This is a genomic window from Alysiella crassa DSM 2578 (assembly GCF_000745955.1).
In the GTDB taxonomy this organism is placed as follows: domain Bacteria; phylum Pseudomonadota; class Gammaproteobacteria; order Burkholderiales; family Neisseriaceae; genus Simonsiella; species Simonsiella crassa.
In genome coordinates, this window is sequence record NZ_JQKH01000049.1 from 1 (window position 1) to 18,175 (window position 18,175).

Annotated in this window: 19 protein-coding genes, 1 tRNA gene and 1 rRNA gene; 7 read left to right on the forward strand and 14 right to left on the reverse strand. The window is 45.7% G+C overall.

What is annotated here, in order from left to right; genetic code table 11:
• The coding region (locus Q338_RS15030) for a hypothetical protein (protein WP_084693592.1) at positions 1 to 187 on the reverse strand (187 nt) is incomplete at its 3' end.
• Here Q338_RS15030 and rrf point away from each other — a divergent pair.
• Positions 176 to 288 (forward strand): 5S ribosomal RNA (rrf, locus tag Q338_RS08055). The genes Q338_RS15030 and rrf overlap by 12 nt on opposite strands.
• Before the next feature lie 112 nt (positions 289 to 400).
• On the opposite strand, the gene Q338_RS08060 is transcribed toward rrf, so the two are convergent.
• A complete protein-coding gene (locus tag Q338_RS08060; protein WP_034294019.1) occupies positions 401 to 1,201 on the reverse strand; it encodes a DNA ligase in 801 nt (266 codons plus the stop codon).
• 65 nt (positions 1,202 to 1,266) lie between these two features.
• On the opposite strand from Q338_RS08060, the gene Q338_RS08065 reads away from it, so the two are divergent.
• Together Q338_RS08065 and Q338_RS08070 are read left to right on the forward strand one after the other, a co-directional pair.
• Positions 1,267 to 1,914 (forward strand): MBL fold metallo-hydrolase, encoded by a 648-nt coding sequence (locus Q338_RS08065; RefSeq protein ID WP_034294021.1) that lies wholly within the window; start codon positions 1,267 to 1,269, stop codon positions 1,912 to 1,914.
• 70 nt (positions 1,915 to 1,984) lie between these two features.
• On the forward strand, positions 1,985 to 2,533 hold the full coding sequence (locus tag Q338_RS08070; RefSeq protein ID WP_034294022.1) for an RNA 2'-phosphotransferase: 549 nt from the start codon (positions 1,985 to 1,987) through the stop codon (positions 2,531 to 2,533).
• Positions 2,534 to 2,588: 55 nt separating this feature from the next.
• Here Q338_RS08070 and rfaE1 read toward each other — a convergent pair whose 3' ends face one another.
• The 12 genes from rfaE1 to Q338_RS14505 all read right to left on the reverse strand — a co-directional run bounded on the left by rfaE1 (position 2,589) and on the right by Q338_RS14505 (position 12,917).
• Positions 2,589 to 3,539, reverse strand: coding sequence for a D-glycero-beta-D-manno-heptose-7-phosphate kinase (gene rfaE1, locus Q338_RS08075; protein ID WP_084693569.1), 951 nt, complete (start codon positions 3,537 to 3,539; stop codon positions 2,589 to 2,591).
• Between the two features lie 388 nt (positions 3,540 to 3,927).
• Positions 3,928 to 4,875, reverse strand: coding sequence for a class I SAM-dependent methyltransferase (locus tag Q338_RS08080; protein ID WP_034294023.1), 948 nt, complete (start codon positions 4,873 to 4,875; stop codon positions 3,928 to 3,930).
• A 50-nt stretch (positions 4,876 to 4,925) separates the two neighbouring features.
• The gene (gene yidD, locus Q338_RS13785) at positions 4,926 to 5,393 is read right to left on the reverse strand and encodes a membrane protein insertion efficiency factor YidD (protein ID WP_051968558.1); all 468 of its coding nucleotides are present in this window, start codon (positions 5,391 to 5,393) and stop codon (positions 4,926 to 4,928) included.
• Positions 5,394 to 5,411: 18 nt separating this feature from the next.
• A complete protein-coding gene (locus Q338_RS08090) occupies positions 5,412 to 5,858 on the reverse strand; it encodes a CopD family copper resistance protein (protein WP_034294024.1) in 447 nt (148 codons plus the stop codon).
• An 85-nt stretch (positions 5,859 to 5,943) separates the two neighbouring features.
• Positions 5,944 to 6,831 (reverse strand): tyrosine-type recombinase/integrase, encoded by an 888-nt coding sequence (locus tag Q338_RS08095; protein WP_034294026.1) that lies wholly within the window; start codon positions 6,829 to 6,831, stop codon positions 5,944 to 5,946.
• 272 nt (positions 6,832 to 7,103) lie between these two features.
• Positions 7,104 to 7,952, reverse strand: a complete 849-nt coding sequence (gene ypfJ / locus Q338_RS08100) for a KPN_02809 family neutral zinc metallopeptidase (protein WP_034294029.1) — start codon at positions 7,950 to 7,952, stop codon at positions 7,104 to 7,106.
• Positions 7,953 to 8,118: 166 nt separating this feature from the next.
• Positions 8,119 to 8,194, reverse strand: a tRNA-Phe gene (locus tag Q338_RS08105).
• Positions 8,195 to 8,273: 79 nt separating this feature from the next.
• Positions 8,274 to 8,831: an oligoribonuclease gene (orn, locus tag Q338_RS08110; protein WP_034294031.1), complete on the reverse strand. Its 558-nt coding sequence runs from the start codon at positions 8,829 to 8,831 to the stop codon at positions 8,274 to 8,276.
• Positions 8,832 to 8,866: 35 nt separating this feature from the next.
• On the reverse strand, positions 8,867 to 9,499 hold the full coding sequence (pdxH, locus tag Q338_RS08115; protein WP_034294034.1) for a pyridoxamine 5'-phosphate oxidase: 633 nt from the start codon (positions 9,497 to 9,499) through the stop codon (positions 8,867 to 8,869).
• A gap of 94 nt (positions 9,500 to 9,593) precedes the next feature.
• Positions 9,594 to 11,219: an NAD(P)-binding protein gene (locus Q338_RS08120; RefSeq protein ID WP_034294037.1), complete on the reverse strand. Its 1,626-nt coding sequence runs from the start codon at positions 11,217 to 11,219 to the stop codon at positions 9,594 to 9,596.
• Positions 11,220 to 11,229: 10 nt separating this feature from the next.
• The gene (locus tag Q338_RS13790) at positions 11,230 to 12,417 is read right to left on the reverse strand and encodes a hypothetical protein (RefSeq protein ID WP_051968559.1); all 1,188 of its coding nucleotides are present in this window, start codon (positions 12,415 to 12,417) and stop codon (positions 11,230 to 11,232) included.
• Between the two features lie 305 nt (positions 12,418 to 12,722).
• Complete coding sequence (locus Q338_RS14505) at positions 12,723 to 12,917, reverse strand: hypothetical protein (protein ID WP_147293667.1); 195 nt, start codon at positions 12,915 to 12,917, stop codon at positions 12,723 to 12,725.
• A gap of 23 nt (positions 12,918 to 12,940) precedes the next feature.
• On the opposite strand from Q338_RS14505, the gene dnaA reads away from it, so the two are divergent.
• The 4 genes from dnaA to Q338_RS08145 all read left to right on the forward strand — a co-directional run bounded on the left by dnaA (position 12,941) and on the right by Q338_RS08145 (position 18,042).
• Positions 12,941 to 14,824, forward strand: a complete 1,884-nt coding sequence (gene dnaA, locus Q338_RS08130; RefSeq protein ID WP_034294041.1) for a chromosomal replication initiator protein DnaA — start codon at positions 12,941 to 12,943, stop codon at positions 14,822 to 14,824.
• 77 nt (positions 14,825 to 14,901) lie between these two features.
• Positions 14,902 to 16,005, forward strand: a complete 1,104-nt coding sequence (gene dnaN / locus Q338_RS08135) for a DNA polymerase III subunit beta (RefSeq protein ID WP_034294044.1) — start codon at positions 14,902 to 14,904, stop codon at positions 16,003 to 16,005.
• 191 nt (positions 16,006 to 16,196) lie between these two features.
• The gene (locus Q338_RS08140; RefSeq protein ID WP_147293666.1) at positions 16,197 to 17,093 is read left to right on the forward strand and encodes a toxin-antitoxin system YwqK family antitoxin; all 897 of its coding nucleotides are present in this window, start codon (positions 16,197 to 16,199) and stop codon (positions 17,091 to 17,093) included.
• Positions 17,094 to 17,184: 91 nt separating this feature from the next.
• On the forward strand, positions 17,185 to 18,042 hold the full coding sequence (locus Q338_RS08145; protein ID WP_147293665.1) for a toxin-antitoxin system YwqK family antitoxin: 858 nt from the start codon (positions 17,185 to 17,187) through the stop codon (positions 18,040 to 18,042).
• Positions 18,043 to 18,175: the final 133 nt, after the last annotated feature.

Consider the following 18,175-nt stretch of genomic DNA (forward strand, 5'->3'; position numbering starts at 1 on the left):
ATTTGAAGAACTTTGAAAACAGAAATAAACTGAAATCGAAATAAACTGAAATCAAAGTAAATATAAAATGAAATAAGCTTACTGATGACTCAGTCATCACCAAAAAATACAAAATCAACACAAACAAACCAAAACCTTTGTTTAAAATCGGCTTCCCAGTTTGTTCCCCTTTACGTTTGGCGACCATAGCGGTTTGGCTCCACTCCTTCCCTTCCCGAACAGGACAGTGAAACATTCCAGCGCCGATGATAGTATACAATCGTATGCGAAAGTAGGTCATCGCCAAACTATTTACACAAAACCCCAGTCTACTAGAAACAGTAGTCTGGGGTTTTATTTTGTAGGATGTATGAAAATAGGGCGGATAATCATATCTGCCCCATTTGGGATTCAAAAAATGTTACCGTTTTCGTAAATAACTGGCAAAACGTGGCAATCCCTTTTTGGTAAATCCACGATATTTATAGGTAATTTTACTGCCAATCGCTGGCGGATTTTCACGGTCTACATCTTTAAACCCTGTGCCAATTCTAAATTCTCCCAATTCATTTTTACACGAAACAGCCCCCAGTTTCCCCATATATTTTCCTTTGCCTTCATGATGTTGGGTAACGATACATTCTGCGTCATGCACACTTTTGAGTTTAAGTAAACCATCGCTGCGTCCAGCAGAATAGGGCAGTAGCGGATTACGTAACATGACACCTTCGCCACCTTGCCGCTCAATTTGTTTTAAAAAATCTTGTGCGTGTGCCAAATTTTTTACGGGAATCTGTGGCACGACTTGCAAATTGGCTTGTGGGTATTTGGTTAAATGCGCTTCCACCACCGCCAAACGCTGTTTCAGGCTGCCTGAAGCATTCGGTACGTCAAAAACATGCAATTTTATGCCACGCCAATCGCCATTATTGGCACGAACGCTTGCAGAAATCTGCTCAAATTGCCCACGTTTGCTGTACAGTTCGCCATCTAAAGGATAATTGGGAAAATGCTGCGTAAACCCACTTGGCGGCGTGAATACATTGCCCTGCCGACTAATCAGGCGTTTCCCGTCCCAATAGGCGCGTACACCATCTAATTTTTCGCTCATCAACCAATTTTCAACATTTTGATTGGTATAATTTTTTGCCAAAATAATACTCGGTGGCGCAGCAAATGCCACCCCAGACACCACACTCAACAAACCCAGTAAAATTTTCATAACACGCCTTTACAGTTTAAAAAAAATGTTTACAATGATAACTTTACCATAAAAAGAGACACAGCATGGCACTTCATTTGACCATTATCCCCGTAACGCCCTACGAACAAAATTGCACCCTATTGTGGGACGATGAAAGCAATGACGCGGTATTGACCGATGTTGGCGGTAATGCGCCTGAAATTTGGCAATATATTCAAGACAATCATCTGAATTTAAAAGAAATTTGGCTGACTCATGGGCATTTAGACCATGTTGGCGGTGTGGTGAAAATGTGCGAATTGATTGACGTGCCTGTGATGGGTCCGCATGAAGACGATTTGTTTTTATTGGAAGATTTGGCTAATAAAACAAGAGAATACGCGAAATATGGTTTTGAATTTTCGCCGAATTTTTTGCCTACCCGTTGGCTGCAAGAAGGCGAACAATTGAAATTAGGCAATTATGTGTTTGATGTGCTGCATATCCCTGGTCATACCCCAGGGCATGTGGTGTTTTATTGCGCGTCAGAGAAGTTATTGATTGCAGGCGACACTTTGTTTAAAGAGAGTGTCGGGCGCACCGATTTTCCACGCAGCAATACGCAAGATTTACTCAATGCCATTCGCACGAAATTATATGTTTTGCCAGATGATGTAGTGGTGATTCCAGGGCATCGCGACACGACCACCATTGGGCATGAAAAACAGCATAATCCGCATGTACGCGCTTAATATGTAGGCAGCCTGAAAACATATTGATTTGATAAAAAAGAAATTTTCAGGCTGCCTGAAAGGAAATTTGATGAATGATAATCTCACCGCCACCAGCAAATTTTTAAGCTATGTGCTGCGCCATCACCCCGAAAGCATAGGTTTGACTTTGGACACCAATGGCTGGGTAGATGTGGATATTTTGTTGCAACAAGCGGCGCAACACAATCGCCCGATTTCACGCGAATTTTTGCAACAAGTCGTTGAGCAAAATAGTAAAAAACGCTTTACTTTATCAGAAGACGGTAGCCAAATTCGTGCGGCACAAGGGCATTCTACCGCACAAGTTAATTTGTCTTTTACGCCTGTTACGCCGCCCGAAATTTTGTATCACGGCACGGCAAGTCAATTCCGCGACAGTATTTTGGCGCAAGGTTTACGCGCAGGCAGCCGTCATCATGTTCATTTGTCGGCAGACATCGCTACCGCCAAACAAGTTGGCGCAAGACATGGTAAACCCATTGTTTTTCAAATTAATACGGCGGCGATGTTGGTAGCGGGCTACGAATTTTATTTGAGCGACAATCAGGTTTGGCTAACAAACCATGTGCCACCCGAATATTTATCGGAAATGGCGTGATTTTCAGGCAGCCTGAAAATAATAAAATGGCTTACAAATCATATTGTAAGTCATTTTATTTTTTCAAAGTTGTTTCTAATTCTTCAAATGAACAGGTTGCCGTACCCAATTTCGCCACCACCACGCCAGCCGCCGAATTGGCAATGTGCATGGCACTCGGCATATCGTATTTCGCCGCCAAACACAGCCCCATCGCCGCAATTACCGTATCGCCCGCGCCCGACACATCAAACACTTCCTGCGCCCGAGTTTCCTGATGGAACACTTCATCGTCCTGATACAAACTCATGCCTTCTTCGCTGCGCGTTACCAACAGCGCGTCCAAATCTAAATCGTGGCACAATTTTTGCGCTTTATCGGTCAAACCCTGTTCGCTGGACCAGCCGCCAGCCGCTTCACGCAATTCCGCCCGATTGGGCGTGAGCAAAGTCGCGCCTTCGTATTTGCTGAAATCCGTGCCTTTGGGGTCAATCAACACAGGTTTACCAATCGCGCGCGCGGAAGCAATCAACACCTGCACTTCATTCAATACGCCCTTGCCATAATCCGACAAAATCACCGCGTCAAATTGCCCCACCAATTTACCATACATTTGGTAAACCGAATTCAGGCTGCCTGAATCGGGTTTTTCTTCAAAATCAGCGCGTAAAAGCTGTTGATTTTTAGATAAAATTCTTAATTTTAATGTGGTTGGTGCGTGGCTGCTGCGGTGCATATAATCGCCAATATTGTCCTGCTTGAGCAAATCCGCCAATGTGCCAGCCGCTTCATCATTGCCCACCACCGACAACAACGATACTTGCCCACCCAACGCCGCAATATTTCGCGCTACGTTTGCCGCGCCGCCTGCGCGATGTTCAATTTTGCCAATTTTTGCCACAGGCACAGGGGCTTCGGGCGAAATACGGTTCACATCGCCAAACCAATAACGGTCAAGCATCACATCGCCAACCACCAACACTTTGGCTTTTTGAAAATCAGATAATTTGGGTTTACGGAATTTCATCTTGGTTTTACCTTGTTTTGAAAATAAAAAATAATATTCAGGCAGCCTGAAACAGAAAAATTGGCGATACATCATTGCGTTGAACACGCGTTGCGCCGCGTACCACGCTGTCTCCCCCACGATTAGCAATTTCCCCCACATTTTCAGGCAGCCTTACGCTTATCAAAAAAAGTAAGCCAAATACAAAAATTCCAACCATTTCATTCACAAAAAATAAAATATTTCAGGCAGCCTGAAATTTCAAACCATTTGAATTTGAATAATATTTTTTGATTTTATGATTGTTTGGCTTACTTTTCCAAAAAGTAAGTCGCCGCGTGGCGACAGTGCGCACGCTGTAGGCAAATTTAATTTTTTTGTCGTGATTGTCAGGCAGCCTGAAAACAATTTAACGATGTCTAATTTCCCAACATTGATGAATTTTCTTATTGCGAAAATCATCGGGTACGGAAAACTTGCTCACATCTTTGACCTGATAACGCTGCATTAAATCATCATTTAGCGTAAACGAACGCAAATTATTGGAAAAATACAACACGCCGTCCGCCGCCAACAAAGCCATTGCACCATCAATTAATTTCGCTTGGTCGCGCTGAATATCCAAAATATCCAGCATTTTCTTGCTGTTAGAAAAACTGGGTGGGTCAAGCACAATCACATCAAATTGCTTATTCTGCTTCACCGCGTTCGCCAAATATTGAAACACATCGGCGCGAACAATTTGATGTTGATTCAAATTCATGCCATTGAGTTGAAAATTGCGTTTTGCCCAATCCAAATAAGTATTAGATAAATCAACGGTTTCGCTGTACACCGCCGCCCCACCAGTTGCCGCGTACACGGTAAAACTGCCCGTGTAGGAAAACAAATTCAAAAAGCGTTTGCCCGCCACCGTATTGCCGACTTTTTGGCGCGTGTTGCGGTGGTCTAAAAACAAGCCTGTGTCCAAATATTTATCCAAATTCACCCAAAATTGGCGACCGTGTTCGCGTATCACAAAATCTTCGCCGACCGCACCCGTTTTTTCATATTGCGCGGTGCCTTTTTGGCGAGTGCGTTGTTTTAAATGAATATTTTGGCGTGAGAAGCCCGTAACAAATTGTACCGCTTCACACACATCGTCCAGCCATTTTTGATAATCATCGGGGTGCATAAGCCAGCCCGTATCGTATTCTTGCAAATGGATATGTTCGCCGTAAATATCTATTGCAAAAGGAAATTGTGGAATATCTTTATCGTAAATTCGCCATGCTTCTAGGTTTTGGCGTTTTGCCCATTTCATTTGGTGCTTGATGTTTTTGCCCAAACGGTTAATAAAATCGTTGATATTATTCATATTATTTTTTGTGAATAAAAAAGTTTGCAGGCTGCCTTGTTTCCAAAAATTTAATCGTCCGAGCCGCGTAAATTGGGCATTTCTAGGCGTTTTTTCTTCGGTTTGGCTTCTTCGCCCGAGCCGCCACACCCCGAGCAATCGCCGCATGAACACACCGTATCCAATAAGATTTCGCATTTTTCGCCCAATTCAAACGGTAAATCCCACGAACTGGGCGCGGTGCAATTGCCATCACACGGCACATCGCACGGTATGCAGTCGCCGCGCTGATATTTGGCGTAACCGACTGATTGATTTTTGATTTCGCGTAACTCGTTGGCGGCGAAACGACAATGCGCCAAGCGTTTGCGTAACAACAGACAGCCTGAAAACGCGCCGTATCGCCGAATCAAGCGTTTGCCCACGCCCGAACAGCCGCAGCCGCCATACGCCACGCGGTAAGCACAGGCAAAACCTTTGCGTGGCGACCAGTATTTTTGGTAGCCATCAATACATTTTAAAATCAAACGGGTCAGCATATTCAGGCAGCCTGAAAATTAAAAATTTAAATAAAACATAGATTTCGCTAAAAACACAATCGCCAACATTTGTATCAACACCGCCGCGTGTATGTATTTTGACCACGCCACCGTCAGCGTTTGCCGCCGCATTTTGCTGACCGCAATCAAAAAGTGAATGAAAATACTGAATGCCAATGCGATTTTCAACCATAATTGTAGCCCAAACGCGCTGTCAAACGGGTTCAATAAAACCGCCGCATAACGATGTACCATCGCCAAACCCGACAAAAATACCCCCGCCACAATAAACGGCATCACCCGCACCGCACGGCGCGAAATCGCCCGTTCCACTTCACGGCGCGAATCGCGGCTCACGGCTGGGCTGTGTAAAGCACTCAAAATCAAGGCTTCAAAAATCACGCCACCCACAAAAGAAATGGCGCAATACAAATGAATGATGTGGGCAATCGTGTAGCTGTTCATTTCAGGCTGCCTGAAAAATAGGGAAAATAAAAATAGAATTGTAACGGAAATTCAGCGTTCAGGCTGCCTGAAAACATGGTGAGCATTATTTTTTCCGTTTGGCGCGTGGGTGGGTGTCATCATACACTTGCGCCAAATGTTCAAAATCCAATTTTGTGTAAATTTGCGTGGTGGACAAACTTTGATGTCCCAACAATTCCTGCACCGCCCGCACATCGCGTGAAGCCTGCAGCAAATGACTGGCATAACTGTGGCGCAACATATGCGGCGAAATATGTTGATTAGACTGATTTTTTTGTGCCCACGCCGCCAAGCGTTTCGCCATTTGCCGCGTACACAAACGCCGCCCATGTTGGCTGGTAAACAAAGCTGTTTCATCAGCCACCACCACGCGCACCGCCAAATAATCCGCCAATGCCGCCACACTCTGCCGCGTTAAAGGCACTTGCCGTTCACGGCTGCCCTTGCCCGACACCTGCACCCAGCCCGCGTCCAACAATACATCGTCCACATTCAGCGCATACAATTCCGACAAACGCAAACCGCTACCATACAACAATTCCACCATCGCATGGTCGCGTATCTGTAAAGCGTCATCATCGGGCATATCTTGGTCAATCAAATGGTTAATTTTTTCGCGCTCAATCGCTTTGGGTAAACGCTCGGGCGGTTTTGGGGCTTTGAGCGTGGCAACAGGATTCGTGTTCAACAATTGCATATTCAATAAATATTCACAAAACTGTCGCCACGCCGTCAATTTTCGTGCCAAACTACGCGGATGTTGTCCGCGTTGCGACAATTGTTTGAGTGCGCGAACCATGTCTGCCCGCGTGGGTTGCGCGGCGTGGGGGGGCAGCAGATTGGCTAATTCCAACAAATCACGCCGATACGCCGCGAGTGTGTGGGGCGATTTGCCTTGTTGCGTTAATTGCGTTAAATACGGTTCTAATTGCGCTAAAAATGGGTGTAGCATATTGTTTTCAAAATAAATAGGCAGCCTGAAAAGCAGATTGTACCCACTTTCAGGCAGCCTGAAAAACCTAAAAAATAACCCCTTGTTTCAAAAAACAAGGGGCACAAAAGGAACACAAACCACTACCAAAATATTACTCAACACATTGGTAAAACACATTTGCTGTATTGCGTAACTGGTATGGGCGTATAATATAGCAAATAGAAATTATTTGCAAATGCTAATTTCTATTATTTCTAAATAATTTATTAACTATTTGATTTTAATAAAAACTAATTTGCCGCAAACGTATTGCATTGATTGATGTCGCCCGTTTTTAAGCCTTTATCAAACCATGCTTTGCGCTGCGCTGACGTGCCATGCGTGAAAGTATGCGGCACTGCATAGCCTTGAGCGCGTTCCTGCAAACGGTCATCGCCCACCGATTCGGCGGCGTTGTAGGCTTCTTCAATATCGCCCGCTTCAAACAAGCTGTCTTTTTCCGCAAAATGCCCCCACACGCCCGCATAACAGTCAGCCTGCAATTCCAATTTTACCGATAACAGATTGGCTTCTTTTTTGCTAACCCTTTGTTGTGCTTCGCTTACTTTTTGAATGGTACCCGTAACCGTTTGCACATGGTGTCCCACTTCATGCGCCAAGACATAAGCAAATGCCGCGTCGCCTTCTGCGCCCAAATCCTTTTTCATTGTATTGTAAAATGACAAATCAATATACAATTTTTGGTCGGCAGGGCAATAGAATGGACCTACGCTCGCGCTGCCTGCGCCGCAAGCCGTTGAAGTTGCGCCGTTATACAACACCATTTTGGGGGCTTGATAAGTTGCTCCATGTTTTTGGAAATACGCGCCCCACACTTTTTCCGTTTCGCGCAACACCACAGAACTTAATTTTGCCAATTCCTGTTCCTGCGGCGAAGCCTGATAAGGTTGCGATTGCTGTGTTTGTGGCGAACCCGCTTGCTGCACGCCCACCACGCCGCTCAAATCCACGCCATAATACGCACCCACCAACAAAATAATCAAACCCAAAATGCCCACAGGTTTGCCGCTACCGCCGCCACCGCTTGAGCCACGACGGTCTTCTACATTATTACTGCCTTCTCGGTCTTGCCAACGCATAATGAAATCCTTTGCATAATTGAATAAAAGGGAAAATTTCAGTACATGATTCGTGATTGAAAAATTATCGTGTACGGAAAGCGAAAATGAATTTTCAGGCTGCCTGAAAAATATTGATTATACAAGAAAAAAAGCCCAAACAATTTGTTTGGGCTTTTGTAAATCTTGGTGGTCGGAGGCAGGATCGAACTGCCGACACACGGATTTTCAATCCGTTGCTCTACCGACTGAGCTATCCGACCAAGAAAGACGGTATTAAACCATTAAATAAGCCAATTGGCAAGCATGATTTTTCGCTATTTTATTAAACCAATTGTATTATCAAATAATTTTTTCAGGCAGCCTGATAAATGTGTCGCGATAATGTTTCAATTCATCAATGCTTTCCATAATATCGTCTAACGCCTTGTGTGAACCTTTTTTGACGATGCCTTTGTACACGGCTGGGTGCCAGCGTCTTGCCAATTCTTTGAGGGTGGATACGTCTAAATTGCGGTAATGAAAGAATTTTTCCAATTCAGGCATATAGCGCACCATAAAGCGGCGGTCTTGATGAATCGTGTTGCCGCACATGGGCGTGCTGTTGGCAGGCAGCCATGTTTGCATAAAGGCGAGCAATTCGGCTTCCACTTGCGCTTCGGTGTAAGTAGATGATTTGACACGTTCAATTAAACCTGTGCGGGTGTGGGTGTCGGTACACCATTTGTCCATATTGTTCAAAATATCATCGCTTTGATGAATGGCATACACTTCGGATTGCGCCAAAATATTCAAGTCGCTGTCGGTAATAATCATGGCAATTTCAATGATTTTGTCGCTGTCGGGATTTAAGCCCGTCATTTCCATGTCCAGCCAACAGAGATTATTGGGATTTTTCATGTTTTCTTAACTTTCTGATTATTTTATATAAATTTTTAAGGGGCAAGCCGTTCTTTAATCCACACATCGTTTTCTAAACGGTAGCGCACGCGGTCATGCAAGCGGCTGGGTCGCCCTTGCCAAAATTCCACGCAATCGGGCTGCACGATATAGCCGCCCCAATGCGGTGGGCGTGGCACATCAAAGGGGTGGGTTGCGCCAAATAGGGCGGCGCGTTTTAAAATCACGCCTTTATTTTCAATGATTTCGCTTTGATTACTTGCCCATGCACCCACGCGGCTGGTGTAGGGGCGCGTGGCGAAATACGCGTCCGATTCCGCTTCAGGCAGCCTGAACACGCGCCCTTCAATACGGACTTGGCGTTCCAATTCTGCCCAAAAAAAGTTCAGCGCGGCAAAAGGGTTAGTGGACAAAGCGCGACCTTTGCGGCTGTGATAATTGGTAAAGAAAACAAAACCTTCTGTGTTTACTTCTTTCAATAAAACCACGCGGCTGCTGGGTCGCCCTGTGCTGTCCACGCTGGCGACATTCATGGCGGTGGGTTCGGGGATTTCCGCCATCATGGCTTCTTGCAGCCAGCGTTCAAATTGCACGATGGGGTGATTGGCGCACTCATCGGGCGATAACTCCTGTTTACTGTAGTCTTGGCGAATATTGTGTAAATCCATGATGTTAATGTTTTTATTGTAAAAAAGATAATTTTATCATTGATAAGGTTTCTTGTTTATATTAAATTGTTTGATGAATCAAGTATTTAATTTTTCAGGCTGCCTGAATTTTCCGTGCCGCTTCTGCGCCCCAAAACGCTGCTTCTTCAAACACGGAATAGCCACTCAAATCGCTGTGGGCAAAGACGATTCTGGAATGATGATTTCTTAAATTTATCAAAATTTTATCATTTAAATAACCCACTTGTGGCACCGCCATCGCGTGCGCCCGAACCGTCAAATCAATGTGCGAAACGTGTTGCCAAAAACGCTTGCCATACACGGTCAGCAAGTCTTGCGCGGCGATGTCCAGTAAATCGGCTTCATTGGCATTTAATAGCCATTTTCGCACATTTTGTGGCGTATCGTGGTTGAGCGCGGCATAGGCGGTGAACGCGCTGATTTCGGGTTTGGCAAGCCGAATGTCTTGGTGGGTCGCCACCACATAGCCCAAACCACGCGAGCCATAAACCACATTATCCCATGCTAACTCGCTGTTTTTTAGCTCATTTGGGAAACTGTGCAACACGAAATTGCTCACCAACCAAGGTGCGGATTCGGGCAATTTGCCTGTGAAACCATAGCGTTGCGGTTCGGCGATAATCCGCGCGGCAATCATCAATGGTATGGCACAAATTAATTTTTTTGCTTTTATTTCAATGATTTCGCCTGATTGATTGTGGCGCAATACTGCATTCACGCCGTCCGCGTGTTCCACAATTTGCAGGGCGGAAGCGGCAAGGCTTGCAGGCTGCCTGAACGTCCATTCGGCATGATTAGGAAACTGATTGAGTGCTTCTAACTGAATGAATTGTCTGATTTTTTCGGAAAGATGATTCAAGCCATCAGCCCAAGTCAGCACCGCCGCATGGTCGTTGCCACGTGCCGCGAAATAGTGTAAACCCGCAAATGCGGACACCTGTTTTATGCCTTGCCCATAATCGTCTCGGCAGCAATAATCTAAATACCACAATAAGTTAGGCGATGTAAAACCTTGTGATTTGAGCCACGTGGCAAAGGTGAGTGTGTCCAATTCGCGCCATTTGGGGTCGCTGGACGATAGGGCGATGGGAATGGCGAATATTTTGCGTCCATCGCTGCCGTAGGCGTTTTTCAGGCTGTCTATGATTTGGAAAAATCGTTTGCTGTCAGCGTCTTGGATTTGTAAACCATCGTGCCATGTGTTTTGATGGAAAACGCGTTCATCGGGCGCGTGTACCAAATCGGTGTCCTTTAAGACAAGTTTCCCGTCTGGCATTTCGTGTTGCAAAATATTTAAATCACGCAATAATGTTCTCACGTCTTGGCTTTCGCGTGAGGGTTGCGCCAAATAATGTGCGCCTGTGGGGGCTTGAAGGCTGCCTGAAACGGTGTAGGCGGCATTATTGCCATTGCGTTCAAAGCCTTCGGCGATGAGAAAATCGCGTTGCCCCAATTTGTTTAATTGCCATGCGGCGGTCAAAGCTGCCGCGCCGCTCCCCAAAATCAGGATATTACATTGGGCGCGGCGGCTGGGCGTGAGTGGCAATTGGCGGTCGCGTAGTAAATGTCCGAGCGGTAGTCCAACACGATTAATGTGTATGCTGGGCGGACGATTCAGGTGGCGATAACCCAGCCATGACGCACTGGCAGCGGCGGCAAGGGTGGCAGTGTGAGCGAGAAATTGGCGGCGTGTGGGCATGATTCAGATGTCAATAAAATTTAATAAACCATTTATTTTGTTCAATTAAATGGCAATATAAAGTGGGTAATTCAATTTTGCCATTTTCAGGCAGCCTGTAACGGCAAATTTCTTGGGCTTGCTCGTTGAAAATGGCGTATTCGCGGTGTTCGGGCTGGGCTTGGTGGGGCAGAATTTGGGTTTGCCAACTGCCCAATTGTTGGGTGTCGTGTGTGGCTAAATCGTCCAGCCAAGTGCTGTCGGCAACCTGAAACACGCTGCTGTGATGAACACAGGCATATTTGATTTTGTGCCAAACGTGTTTGGCTAAAAAGATTTGGTCGGCGTGGGTGTCGTGCAATTTGGGCGTGTCGCGCAAATACTGCTCCACCCACTCCCGAATGGGGCGCAACAAACCATAACGCGCCCCCCATAATCCCGCCAAAATCACATCTGTATGCCCATAACTATCCCGAATCACATGAAACGGCTTGCCCGAATCCAGCCACGCCACCACCAATTTTTGCTCGCGCCAGCTCAATAAAGAATCCGCATCGCGCATGATGACCACATCATAATCCACCAATTCCAACGCCAAAAATCGCCAAAATGTGCCGCGCCAATGCCCAATTCCATGTTCCGCCGCATGAAATAAACGCGCTCCGTGCGCCGCCAATCGTTGCAAAACCGATGGCGGCACGCTGTCGTCATGGTAAACCAGCACCGTCCAATTCGGATAAATTTGTTGACATAACTGCATGTTAATCAACAAAGTTTCACAATAAACAGGATTGTCGCCATACAAAGAATACGCCAGCGCACAACGCGGCGGCGGCGGTTCTGATAATTCATTATATAAATCAAAAGCCTGTGTCGCATGATTTTGGGCAGCCTGAAAATCCTGCTGCCGCAAAACATTGCTCGGCAAGCTGTGAATTTCCGCCAAACGGCTGTGTAAATACGCCAAATGTTTTTTATTTTGCGAATGTGCCAGCGCGTGTTCAAAACATTGCGCGGCGTAGGCAAATTTATGGTGCGCGTATAATTGTTCTCCCCAATCAATCAGTTGGTAACTTTTTCGCTGCTGAACATGTGGTAATGTGCCGTGTAGCACCGTTTGCCCATTATTTTGCGTACTGGCGTGTTGGGAAAATTGGGCAATCAGTTCAGGGATTAATGCCCAATTTTGTTGGGCGATGGCAAGTTCAATTGGGTGCATATTGGGTGGGTGCTAGGTGGAAAAATTTAGATTATGCCAATTAATCATCACAAAATAAATGTGGGGCGTGTGATGTGGCGAATTTTGCGTGATTCATGTAGGGTGCGTACCACGCACCAAATCCTTTAAATCATTGGATATTCGGTGCGTAATATGCATCTTACATAAATGGTGTGGTAGGCTTTCAGGCTGCCTGAAAATCCCATTTTTTTATTTGTCAATTCAATTTATTTTCACCGTTGTATTTTCGTAAAATACGCCCAATTGGATTTTTGGGAAATTATCCTGTGGATAAGTACACAAATTCATGTTTTCAAAAATAAAAAAATCTTCAGGCAGCCTGAAAAAAGCTGTGGATAACTTGAATGACCGAGCAAGTTATCCACAGGCAAAAAGGCTAAAATCGCCAACTTATCCACACGCTGATTTGAATTTCCGCTATAATTAAACAGTCTATCGCCCCCGTTTTTGTGTACAAACGTAAGGTGTTGAATAGTCATAGAATAACCCACAAGAGACCGTCATGATTTTAGCCGATTTTTGGGCGCAAACCCTGCGCCGCCTGCATTCTGAATTGAGCGAACAGCAGTTTAATCTTGCCATCGCCCCGATTACCGTGGGCGAGGAAGGCGGTGCGTGGGTGATTTATGCCAAAAATCAGTTTGCAGTCAATTTGTTACGCTCCCAGTATGCCGCGAAATTGGCGGCGATTCGCGCCGAAATTGCGCCCAATGCGCCCGAGTTGGCGTATAAAGTGGGCGTGGGCATGCGCTATGAAATGGCAGATGAAGCCGTTTCAGGCAGCCTGCCTGTGGATAAGTTGGCAAAGGAAGAAGCCACACACGCATTTTTAGACAGCCTGAAACTGGAAAATCCACCAAAAAAACAATCTTCTATTAAAAAACATGCTGCGCCTGTGGATAACTTTCCCCAGCGACAAGTTTTTGAATTATTAGACGATGTAGCTGTGGATAAGTCCAGCAAACGCAAAACCAGCGATTCAGGCAGCCTGAAAACCGCCGACAAACCACCCAGTAAACGAAAATCCGCAGAAAAAACCAGCACAAAATCGTCTAAACGCTCGGTATTGGGTGCTTTGGGCAATCTGCCTTTGGTGAGCGATATTGATGTGCCGATTGAAGACATGTTTGAATTAACCGAAACCGTCGCGCCGCCCGAAACCAAATCCGCACCCAAACGCAAACACACCACCGCGCAAGATATTTTGGCAGAGCGCATGAATAATTTGCGCCCCAGCAAAAAATCAGAAAAACCATCTAGCGAACCATCGTCCAGCCCCAAAAAAACCAATACCAAAACCCCAGCCATTGAAGCCGCCAAAGCCAAAGAGGGTGCAGAACAACGCCATGTCCTGACCAATTTGTCGCCCGAATACACGTTTGACACTTTGGTGGAGGGCAAGGGCAACCATTTGGCGGCGGCGGTGGCAAAAAGCATTGCGGAAAAACCGGGCGACAGCATGTACAATCCCTTTTTCGTGTATGGCAGCACGGGTTTGGGGAAAACGCATTTGGTTCAAGCCATTGCCAATGAATTTTTGCGGCTGAACCCAAAAGCACGGGTGCGCTATATGCACTCCGATGAATATCTGAAAACTTTTATGACCACCGTGCGCAATAAAACATGGGATTCGTTTAAGCAACAGTATTTGCATTATAACTTATTGATTATTGACGATATTCAGTTTATTCAAGGCAAAGACCGCACAATGGAAGAATTTTTCTTCCTGTTTGAACATTTTCATTCGCGCAATCAACAAATTATTTTGACTTGCGACCAATTGCCCAGCAGTTTGGAAAACATGGAAAAACGCTTGGTGTCCCGATTTTCGTGGGGCATGACGATTAAATTGGAACCGCCCGAATTGGAAATGCGCGTGGATATTTTGGAGCGCAAAGCGGCGATGGTGGGCGTTACCTTGTCGGAAGACGCGTCCATGTTTATCGCGCAAAATGTGAAACAAAATGTGCGCGAATTGGAAGGCGCGCTCAATCGCGTGTTGGCGCGTTGCCGTTTTGAAAAGCGCAACACGATTGATTTGGATTTGGCAACTGAAGCCCTGCAAGACATTGTTACCAATAATCATAAGGGGGTAACGGTGGAATTGATTATGAAAGCGGTGGCGGATTTTTATCATTTGCGTATCAGTGATTTATTGGGCAAAAAGCGCACGCGTAATATTGCCCGCCCGCGCCAAATGGCGATGGCGTTGTCCAAAGAATTGACCAATATGAGTTTGCCTGCGATTGGCGACGCATTTGCGGGGCGCGACCACACGACCGTGTTACACGCCATCAAAACCATCACGAAATTGCGTGTTGATGACCCAGAATTGGGTTTGGAATATGAAAAATTATTGTCTTTGGCACAGGATAAAGCTGGATAAGGTTTGATTGTGTCATTCAGATTTTTTCAGGCTGCCTGAAACCCCAAATTTAACTCAAAAAAGATAAGGAAATTGAAATGCTTATTTTACAAACCGACCGCGACAGCTTATTAAAACCCTTGCAAGCGGTAACAGGCATTGTGGAACGCAAACACACTTTGCCGATTTTGTCTAATGTGTTGCTGGAAAGCGTGGGCGGCAAAATTCAATTGTTGGCGACCGATTTGGAAATTCAAATTCACACGCACGGCGCAGACAATGACGCGGGCGATTTCCGTTTGACCACCAACGCCAAGAAATTACAAGATATTTTACGCGCCTTGCCCGACAGCGCGATTGTGCAATTGGATTGGGCAGACAATCGTTTGACTTTGAAAGCGGGTAAATCGCGTTTTAATTTGCAAACGTTGCCTGCGGAAGATTTCCCCACCATGAGCGTGGGCGAAACTACGCAGGCTGCCTTTTCGCTGACGCAAGAAACCTTGAAAAACATGATTTCGCAAGTGCAATACAGCATGGCAGTGCAAGATATTCGCTATTATCTCAATGGTTTACTCATGCAGGTGGAGAGCGGCCAATTGCGTTTGGTGTCCACCGATGGGCATCGTTTGGCGTATTCGGCGACCACGATTGAATCGGATTTGGCGAAAACGGAAGTGATTTTGCCACGTAAAACCGTGTTGGAATTGAATAAATTATTGAATCAGCCCAATGAAATGGTGGAAATTGAATTATTGGGCAACCAAGTTCGTTTCAAATGCAATGATACGGTGATTATCAGTAAAATCATTGACGGTAAATTCCCTGATTATAACCGTGTGATTCCATTGGATAATGAGAAAATTTTTGTGATTTCGCGCACGGATTTATTGGGTGCTTTGGAGCGTTCGGCGATTTTGGCGAATGAGAAATTTAAGGGCGTAAAATTGTTTTTGTCGGCGGGTTTGCTGCGCGTGTCGTGTACCAATAGTGAGCAGGAAGAAGCCACCGAAGAATTGGAAATTGCGTATCAAGGCAATGATTTAGAAGTGAATTTTAATATTAGCTATTTGACCGATGTGTTGCGTAATTCGCATAGCGATGATATGCAATTGGCGTTTGGCGATTCCAGCAAATCCACTTTATTTACGATTCCGAATGAAGCGAATTTTAAATATGTGGTAATGCCGATGCGGATTTAAATATTTTTCAGGCTGCCTTGTTGTACCATAAAATAACCGTAGGGTGCGCCGTGCGCACCGAATTACTTGAAATAATTGAAAATATGATAGCAAATTTGGTGCGTATGGCGTACCCTACATGAATTTTTATCGCATATGGAAAGGCAGCCTGAAAACCCCATTCTCCCAGTTTTATCAACAAAAAGGACTTTATGATGTGGAAACAATCTCTTATTGCGCTGGTTATGGCGTGTTCGCTAACGGGCTGTAAAGGTGGTGGTGTAGATGATGTGGTTCATTTAATCAGTGGTTTGATAAAATTGGTGAAACTGGGTTCGTCATCGGATTCTAATGCCAACGCGGAGCAACACAATTTTGTGCAAGCACCTGCGCCCGAAACCATGACCGTTGTGCCACCCAAATACGCACCCGAAATTTTGAATGCGACCGCGAAAACCTACCGTTCCCCGATTAAATACAAAAAGGGTACACCGCGCACGATTTATTTTGACGCGGAAGGCAAATTGATTCCCGCCGCAGTCAAAGGCGGTTATTTGCGCCAATTTTTAGGCAAAACCGCCGATGGGCGCGAAGTGGCGCAAGATTTTTATGACGATGGTTCGCCACAAACTTCGCCGTTTATTTTCCGTCAAGGCGCGGACACGAATAGTTTTGACAGCAGCATGACCGATGGTTGGTTATTGAATTTTGCGCGTTCGGGCGAATTGAGTGGCGTGGCGGAATATAAAGATGGTAAATTGTTTGGCGTGTCCAGTCATTATCAAAATCAGCAGTTGGTGGCGCAAATGGGGAATGTGGGCGATGCGAATGTGATTTGGCTGTTGTATCCAAATGGCACGGTTAAAGCGCAAGTGACGGAAAATCCAAAAAATAACAATAATGAAATTTTGGCATTCCGTGAAGACGGTTCGGCATTGGGTTCATTGCGTTTCAGGATAGAAGGTGATAAGCCTGTGGGGGCAATGGCGTTGTGGCACAGTGATGGTCGCAGTGTTGAGAGTCTCAATGATGATGGGAAGGAAATTGGGCAGCAATTCCAAGCAGTATTGAAGCAATTGCCCAATGAAGTCCAAGCATTAGAAGAATAATCTCAATATTTTCAGGCAGCCTGAAAGCGTAAAATAGGTTTTTTAGGCTGCCTGAAGTATTTTTGTTTTATTTAAAGATTTGAATTTGAATATGAATAAGAAAAAAATATACACCATCGTAGCCGTGTTAATATTGGCGGTGGGTGGTGCTGGGGCAACTTGGTTGGCAAAATCGGAAAAATCCAATGGTTTGGCGGGCAGCGTGAAGCATTTTGCAGGCAAATTGATTAGCCAAGCCGCGCCGCAAGCCAGCGAAATTGCCTTGCGCCTACCCATCGTGTCGCCCGAAGAATTGGCTTTGACCGCGCAAACTTATGTGCGCCCACAGCCACATACGCCCATGCCCATTCAAACTTTGTATTTTTATTCCGATGGCAAGGCGGCGAGTGCGGCGGATAGCGGTGGATTTTACCGTGAAATATTCGGCAAAACAGCCGATGGGCGTTTGATGGTACAAGATTTTTATCAGGACACGAAATTGCCACAAACATCTGTTTTGATTTTAAAAAATGGCAGCGATGGTCGTAATTTTACCACAGGGGAATTGGACGGGCGCAATATCTGGTTTGGCAAAGATGGCAGCCTGCATTCGGTGGCAGACTATGCGAATGGGGCGATTCAGGGTGCGCAGGTTTTTTATCGGGATAAGCAATTGGTGGGGGCGGTGATGGATAAAAAAATGCTGGTTTTTCATGATGATGGTAAAATTTTGGCGGTGGTGGAAAATGATTCGGACGACCAGTCGGTTGTGAAAACAACTTTGTTTCGTGCCGATGGTTCGGCTTTGGTGCAATCGCGTATGCGGGGCGAAGAGCAGGTGTTGAGTGCGGCGGCGTGGCGCAATGATGGTTCGCAAATACGCAGTCGGGGCGATTTGGAACACGCCATGCAGGAAAGTTTGCCTTTGGGCAAACGGGCGGATACGGTTTTGCGTTTAATGCACGAGTAGGTTTTCAGGCTGCCTTTCAGTACACGACAAAAAATCGGACGACCTGTTTTGGGTTTGAAAAATAGTCCAAAGTTGCCATCATCAACATGGCGGCTTTGGCAAGCTGCTCCAAACCAACGCGAAAGATGCTTTG